The organism is Oceanobacter sp. 3_MG-2023 (genome assembly GCF_030688925.1).
Classification (GTDB): domain Bacteria; phylum Pseudomonadota; class Gammaproteobacteria; order Pseudomonadales; family Oceanobacteraceae; genus Oceanobacter.
The window spans coordinates 1-6,947 of record NZ_JAUYVX010000027.1 but is presented as its reverse complement, the minus strand read 5'-3'; the positions used below and the strand labels follow the sequence as shown (position 1 = coordinate 6,947).

At 52.9% G+C, this 6,947-nt stretch carries 6 protein-coding genes and 1 tRNA gene; 4 read left to right on the top strand and 3 right to left on the bottom strand.

Annotation, left to right across the window (positions count from 1 at the left end; translation table 11 throughout):
* The coding region (locus Q8W32_RS16410; protein ID WP_305415670.1) for a hypothetical protein at positions 1-255 on the bottom strand (255 nt) is incomplete at its 3' end.
* A 304-nt stretch (positions 256-559) separates the two neighbouring features.
* Here Q8W32_RS16410 and nirB point away from each other — a divergent pair.
* Positions 560-3,121 (top strand): nitrite reductase large subunit NirB, encoded by a 2,562-nt coding sequence (gene nirB / locus Q8W32_RS16405; RefSeq protein WP_305415669.1) that lies wholly within the window; start codon positions 560-562, stop codon positions 3,119-3,121.
* Between the two features lie 11 nt (positions 3,122-3,132).
* Positions 3,133-3,477, top strand: a complete 345-nt coding sequence (gene nirD, locus Q8W32_RS16400; protein WP_305415668.1) for a nitrite reductase small subunit NirD — start codon at positions 3,133-3,135, stop codon at positions 3,475-3,477.
* Between the two features lie 80 nt (positions 3,478-3,557).
* Here nirD and Q8W32_RS16395 read toward each other — a convergent pair whose 3' ends face one another.
* Entirely contained in the window at positions 3,558-3,800 is a 243-nt protein-coding gene (locus tag Q8W32_RS16395; protein WP_305415667.1) for a hypothetical protein, read from the bottom strand.
* Between the two features lie 429 nt (positions 3,801-4,229).
* On the opposite strand from Q8W32_RS16395, the gene Q8W32_RS16390 reads away from it, so the two are divergent.
* On the top strand, positions 4,230-4,994 hold the full coding sequence (locus Q8W32_RS16390; protein WP_303434558.1) for a hypothetical protein: 765 nt from the start codon (positions 4,230-4,232) through the stop codon (positions 4,992-4,994).
* 3 nt (positions 4,995-4,997) lie between these two features.
* The gene (locus Q8W32_RS16385) at positions 4,998-6,002 is read left to right on the top strand and encodes an AraC family transcriptional regulator (protein WP_305415666.1); all 1,005 of its coding nucleotides are present in this window, start codon (positions 4,998-5,000) and stop codon (positions 6,000-6,002) included.
* An 868-nt stretch (positions 6,003-6,870) separates the two neighbouring features.
* On the opposite strand, the gene Q8W32_RS16380 is transcribed toward Q8W32_RS16385, so the two are convergent.
* Positions 6,871-6,947 (bottom strand) — tRNA-Asp (locus Q8W32_RS16380).

The following is a 6,947-nucleotide window of genomic DNA, read 5'->3' as shown; positions in this document are numbered from 1 at the left end:
GGCCTGCAAGTCGGCTTCGTGATTCGAAACCATCCGGTAGCCCAGAGTGAGCACCGGATTAAATAGATGCCCCCTATGGGTCAACAGGCTGGGGTTCCGGCGGTTGATAGAGGAGAAAGCAGGGAATACGTGGGTAGAAAAGAGGCGGCGGGGCAGTGGTGCCAGATATTGCTGGCTGACAAGCCAATCAGGGTGAATTCTTGCACGCTCATGGCGCATTGTGGGTTGTCGGTGTTTGCTGGTGGTGCGAGACAAGGTGTCTGATCACGGGAACAGGAGAGTGAAAGGTCGCTGTATCGGGAGCTGTTTATGCTGATCACTACAACCATAAGGCAGGAGAAGGTCGGGCGTTCAAGCACTCACTATGCGGATTGTAGGTGGCGGTGCTGCCAGCAGGCGGGCTACTGGGTTATGAAGACAGCAGGTCGTTATTATGACTTGGCACCCTAATTGCTGTTTTGAATCGATGCCTTTTTTTGCAATGGAGCAAAAAGAAGGTCAGAGCAACGACGCACACAGGAGACACATATCCGTATGATGAGATAGAGAGATTCCCCTCATGAGCAAGAAACGCGTCGTCGTTGTTGGCAACGGCATGGTCGGTCATAATTTTATCAACACACTGGCCACCTCAGAACATTCCTCCGAATTCGATATTATTACCTTCTCAGAAGAACCGCGTTTGGCCTATGACCGGGTGCAGCTGAGCAAGTATTTCTCCGGCTCCAGCGCTGAAGACCTCGCCTTGACCACCGAATCTGACTACCAGTCCCAGGGTGTTATTTACACACTGAACGACAAGGTGGTGGAGATTAATGCCCACGAAAAAACCGTTACCACTGCCAGTGGCCGCAAAGAAGGCTACGACAAGCTGGTACTGGCAACCGGTTCCTATCCGTTTGTGCCGCCGATTCCCGGTAAAGACCAGCCTCACTGTCTGGTTTATCGCACTATTGAAGATCTGGAAGCAATTTCTGCTGCCGCCAAAGTCAGCAAGACCGGTGTGGTTGTGGGAGGAGGCTTGTTGGGTCTGGAAGCGGCCAATGCCTTGAAAGCTGCCGGCCTGGAAACCCATGTTGTCGAGTTTGCCCCACGCCTGATGGCGGTGCAGCTGGACGAAAGCGGCGGCAAGCTGTTACGGCGCAAAATCGAAAGCCTGGGTGTCCAGGTACATACCGAGAAAAACACCAAAGAGATTGTGGCCGGTGAAGAGTGCCGCTATCGCATGAATTTTGTGGACGGTACCTTTCTGGAAACCGACATGATTTTGTTTTCGGCCGGTATTCGCCCGCAAGACGAACTGGCGCGCCAGTTCAATCTTGAAATCGGTGAGCGCGGCGGCATCGTTATTAACGATTATTGCCAGACTTCGGCAGACGATATTTACGCCATTGGCGAATGTGCACTGTGGGATAACAAAATCTATGGCTTGGTCGCTCCGGGTTACGCGATGGCCAAGGTGACGGCGGGGCATATTGTCAGCCAGCTCGTAACCCATGAACCGGCCACCAGCGCCTTCCAGGGTGCGGATATGAGCACCAAGCTGAAACTGCTTGGAGTTGAAGTCGCTTCGATCGGCGATGCCCACGGCCGCACGGCCGGGTCGCACAGTTATGTGTTCAGTGACGATGTCGCCGAAGTCTACAAGCGACTGGTGGTTTCTGCGGATGGAAAAAAACTGCTGGGAGCCGTGTTGGTTGGGGATTCCGAAGCCTACGGTACCTTGTTGCAGCTGATGCTGAACGACATGGATATTCCCGGTAATCCGGCAGCCTTGATTCTGCCTGCAATGGATGGCCAGGAAGCGGTTGGGCTGGGGGTGTCGTCCTTGCCGGATACGGCCCAGATCTGCTCCTGTTTCGACGTTAGCAAAGGCGATATCAGCGAGGCGGTGCAAGGCGGTTGCTGCACCATGGGAGATATTAAAAGTGCCACACAGGCATCAACCGGTTGTGGTGGGTGTACGGCGCTGGTCAAGCAGGTGATGGATGCCGAGCTGGAAGCATTGGGCGTCGAAGTGAACACCGATATTTGTGAACACTTTGCCTACACCCGTGTTGAGTTGGCCGATATCGTCCGGGTGCAAGAATACACGACCTTCCAGCAGGTGCTGGAAGGCCATGGCAAGGGCCACGGTTGTGAAATCTGCAAGCCCGCGCTGGGCTCGATTCTGGCGTCATTCAACAACGAATACATTCTCAAGGACGAGCACATTGGCCTGCAGGATACCAACGATATTTTCCTCGGTAACATGCAGAAAGACGGTACCTACTCGATTGTTCCGCGTATTGCCGCTGGTGAAATTACTCCGGAAAAGTTGATTGTTCTGGGGGAAATCGGCCGTGACTACGATCTGTACACCAAGATTACCGGTGGTCAGCGGATCGATCTGTTTGGCGCACAACTACATCAGCTGCCAGAAATCTGGAAAAAACTGGTGGATGCCGGTTTCGAAACCGGCCATGCCTATGGCAAATCACTGCGAACAGTGAAGTCTTGTGTGGGCTCTACCTGGTGTCGTTATGGCCTGCTGGATTCGGTGTCGATGGCTGTTGCTCTGGAAGATCGCTACAAGGGGTTACGCTCACCGCACAAGATCAAGTTCGGTGTTTCCGGGTGTACCCGTGAGTGTGCTGAAGCCCAATCCAAGGATATTGGTGTGATCGCCACCGAAAAAGGCTGGAACCTGTACGTCTGCGGTAACGGGGGGATGCGTCCTCGCCATGCCGATCTGTTTGCGACCGAGCTGGATGATGAAACCCTGGTTCGTTATATCGACCGGGTGCTGATGTTTTATATTCGCACCGCCGATCGCTTACAGCGTACATCGGTCTGGCTGGAAAATCTGGAAGGAGGGCTGGACTACCTGAAACAGGTGGTGATTGACGACAAGCTGGCCATTGCGGATGAGCTGGAAAACGGCATGACGAAAGTGGTGGGTACGTACCAGTGCGAGTGGAAAACAACCATCGAAAGCCCTGAAAAAATGAAGCGTTTCCAACATTACATCAATGCCGATGCGGCAGACGATAACTTGCTGTATGTCCGTGAGCGGGGGCAGCGCCGTCCGGCCACCGATGTTGAACGTATCGAACTCGTTGATTTGAATTCTGGCAAATAAGGAAAAATCCCATGACTCAGTGGACTCAGATTTGTGCGTTGACCGATATTGCCCCTGATACCGGGGTGTGTGCCTTGCATCAGGGAGAGCAGGTGGCGCTGTTTCGTCTTGGCCAGACTGAACAGGTGTTTGCAATTGGCAATTACGACCCGATAGGCAGAGCCAATGTGTTGTCTCGTGGCATTGTTGGCTCTATCGGTGAGCGCTACGTAGTGGCTTCGCCGCTGTACAAGCAGCATTTTGATCTGGCGACGGGGGAATGCCTGGAAGATGACGCAGTAACGGTCAAGGCTTATCCGGTTCGTATTGCTGCAGGACAGGTCGAACTCGCGCAGGGAGCGTCGTTGTCCGTTTAGCGGATTTGTCCATATCGGTGGCTCTGTCCATGTCCGTTATCGCGGATATGGACAGAGTCAGCATCGTTATGGCAGTGGTATTAGCGGTGGTCTTCCTTGTAATCTTTACTGCTATGTGACTTCCCGTCATGTGCCTTGCCATCATGACTGTGGCCACCACTACCACCGTGATGAGGGCCTGCGCAAGCTGCCAACATAACGGCCGTTACCATGGCCAGTGCCACATTTTTGTATTTCAAACGCATCGTAAATTCCTCTGGTTGTGATAATGCTGGTGCAATCAGCTTCCCGATCCAATCAACAGACCGGCTGGCCTGTCTCATGGTTATTCCTGCGAATGTGTCTGTCTCGATTGATTCTATTCTCACCGCGTAAGGGTTAATGACAGGTTAAGAATGCGCCAAATCATTACCGGTGTGCGACGACTGGTGCAATGATTGTGTTTTGGTTACTGACAGGCTAACCCTCCAACCGCACAGAACAGGGGAAAACTCCCGCTATGGCAGAGCACCCTGGCTTGTTATGAGTTGAATATCATCGGAAGGTTCGGTCAACGATACCGCCGCACCGATGAACCTGGGATCGCAATGTCGTGATAATCTCGTCGGGTATTGCATCTTGCCGTCGATGGGCGGGGAGTCATTTATGGATAAACCGGGTCTGTATCGGGGCGCCATGCAGATGAGCCACCTATCCGCTTTGGTTATACTGGCGATGACGGTAATTATTGACATAACAAGCAGGAGAAAGGAATGAAGAGCCCACTGGGTCTCGATGCAGACTTGCCGGTGATGGATATCGTGCAGGAGTCACTAGGATTGTTGTGGGTCAAGCGGGGCATTGTCAGCGCTCGATTCTTGCCGGTGATGCTGTTGTTGGCGGGGCTGGACTGGGTCAGTAGTACCTGGATGTCGGAGTCTCATCTATTCGGGCAGCTGGGTTTTATGCTGGTCTCCATGTTGTTGGGCGTTGTGTTTGCGACAGCCTGTCATCGGATGACGCTGATGCCGGAAAAAAGTCTGGTTCAAAAAGGCATCTGGCGTCGGGAAGAGTGGCGTTATCTGATGCGATTGATGCTGATGGGGCTGGCGACTTCGGTTGTGATTACGCCAATAGTAATACTGTTTGCATTGCTGCAAGTGCAGCAAATGATGGTGCTGGGGGGTGCGCTTGCCATTATGACGGGCTTGTATGTGAGTGCGCGGCTGGCGATAACCTTGCCTGAAATCGCCGTTGGCCAGACCACCAGTTTCCAGCGAGCCTGGAAGCTGAGCAAGGGTAACGGTTCGCGGCTGGTCATGGTGGTGTGGATTGCGCCGCTACTGATCAGTGGGCCATTCCTGCTGCTGTTTTTACTGGACAATACCTTGCTGAATTATCTGGCCGCCTTTGGTTCTTATGTAACCAGCCTGATCTCGTTGGTGATGATGTCGTTATCCTACCGTTTTCTGACGTCGTTTGAGTCGGGGAATGATCATCCGGTCGTGTCCTCTTCGTCGGATGGCTTTGATGCCTGAATCATGAAGCTGGGAGATCTGTCCGTCGCCTATGTCGAATTACTCGCCCGTGCCGCCCGGGCTGAGGGGGTTGATCCGACAGCCGTGCTGGAAGGATATCAGTTACCGGCCTCGCGGCTGGCGTTACCCGGTAACCGCGTCAGTATTCCGCGCTTTATGCGTGCTGGTCATGCCTTGATTGAGGCGTCGGCAGCTCCCTGGCTGGGGCTGCGTATGGGGTCGTTAACAGGGCCTGCCAATCTGGGGCTGGCGGGTTTGATTGCTCACAGTGCATCAACCTTGCGTGAGGCCTGCGAAGCGCTGGTGCGTTATGAATTATTGTTCAGCTTTAATGCCCGTGGTCGTTCGGCATTTGTGGTTGAGCAGGGGCGAGGGCGGCTACAGTTTTATTCGATCAGCCCCTATAACGAGTTTAATCGTTTTGTTGTTGATTCGGTGCTGGTGGGCTGGATGAACGTGTTGAACCAGGCCTGTGGTGATCAGCTTGTGGCGTCGCTTTGTATTGAATTTGAGGCTCCGGATTATGCCGAGGCCTATGGCCGGTTTGTGCCATGTCCGGTGCAGTTCGGTGCGGGGTGTAATGCGCTGGTGCTCCGTGATGGCGCCCTTGAACGAGTGTTGAGCCATCCTTGTGCATCCCAGTTTCGTTATCTGTGTGATCTGGCTGAAGCCGAATTACTGCAAGTGCGGCATGGTTTGTCGATGGCAGAGCAGGTGGCTCGGGCGATTTCGCCATTACTCAAGGGCAAGACACCGGAGTTGGCGGATGTGGCGGCGCAAATGGGGAAACCCGGCTGGACGATCAAACGCTTGTTGGCGGCAGAAAATACCTGTTTTCAAGAGGTCTTGAATGAGGCAAGGCGGGAATTGGCAACGTGTTATCTGAGAGAAACGCCGTTGACCATGGGGGAAATTGCTTATTTAACGGGGTTTGGTTCAGCAACTGCCTTCCAGCGTGCTTTCAAACGTTGGACGAATGAAACACCACGCCAGTATCGGCAGTTGTAACCGGGACTTACATTTCTACGGCGTCATCGACGTCGTCATCGTACTCGTCGTAGCTGGTATCTAGCAGCTCATCTGTGTAATCCGACATATCTTTCTCCTTTTCCTTTATGATCAGCTCTTTTTAGCTGACTCGAACTATGCCTCTGCAATCAGAAGCGACTTATTGTTGTTTGTGGTACCAATTACCAAGCAGCTGGTGTGCCAAAATCCTTTCGACACTCTCTGCTTGTTGTATAAGATGCACTGAAACCGCGAAGGTTCCGTATTGCCATCTCTTCAAGCAGGGCTGACGTTAGCTTTTGTCTGTGACAAGTGCATGACTCGTTTCACAGAAAGGCAGTTTTATCAGACTGGTGTCATAAATAACCACATGGGCTTGTATCCCCGGGTTTTTGGCGTGTTGTTACCAGTATCAAGTGACCAGGACGACGATGGGCTCCTCAGGCACAGCTGCCAGCGATGTGGCTGGTTCGGCTATTACTGAAGGTGAACGGAAGCACTCTGATTGCCGGGTATGACTGACCACAAGCGACTGTAACCGTCGGTTGTCAGCATCAGGACCGGGTGACGCACAGGGTCACGGCGCTACTGCTCAGGCAGTAACCAGCGTCAAACAGACTAGATCAATAACTAAAAAACGAGGCGTAGGCAATGCAGGCGGTAGCAGTATTCCAGCGGACATGGCCGGTGCTATTGTGCCCGAGAAATCATTCTGTCTTTTGAGGGAAGCAACGGTAAACCGTTTCAGAGAAATCGTATTTGCGGGATGAATCGTTTATTGCAGGTAAAATAGTAAAGCTGACGAACCAGAGAGACATTCAGATCGTATGATCCATGGTCTTTCCATTTCCTTTTACATCGGAAAAGATGGCGGACTGGACGGGACTCGAACCCGCGACCCCCGGCGTGACAGGCCGGTATTCTAACCAACTGAACTACCAGTCC

Coding starts and splice junctions, on each gene's coding strand:
- Q8W32_RS16390 (WP_303434558.1), top strand. CDS start 4,230: ATGAAGAGCCCACTGGGTCTCGATGCAGACTTGCCGGTGATGGATATC.
- nirD (WP_305415668.1), top strand. CDS start 3,133: ATGACTCAGTGGACTCAGATTTGTGCGTTGACCGATATTGCCCCTGAT.
- Q8W32_RS16395 (WP_305415667.1), bottom strand. CDS start 3,800: ATGAGACAGGCCAGCCGGTCTGTTGATTGGATCGGGAAGCTGATTGCA.
- Q8W32_RS16385 (WP_305415666.1), top strand. CDS start 4,998: ATGAAGCTGGGAGATCTGTCCGTCGCCTATGTCGAATTACTCGCCCGT.
- nirB (WP_305415669.1), top strand. CDS start 560: ATGAGCAAGAAACGCGTCGTCGTTGTTGGCAACGGCATGGTCGGTCAT.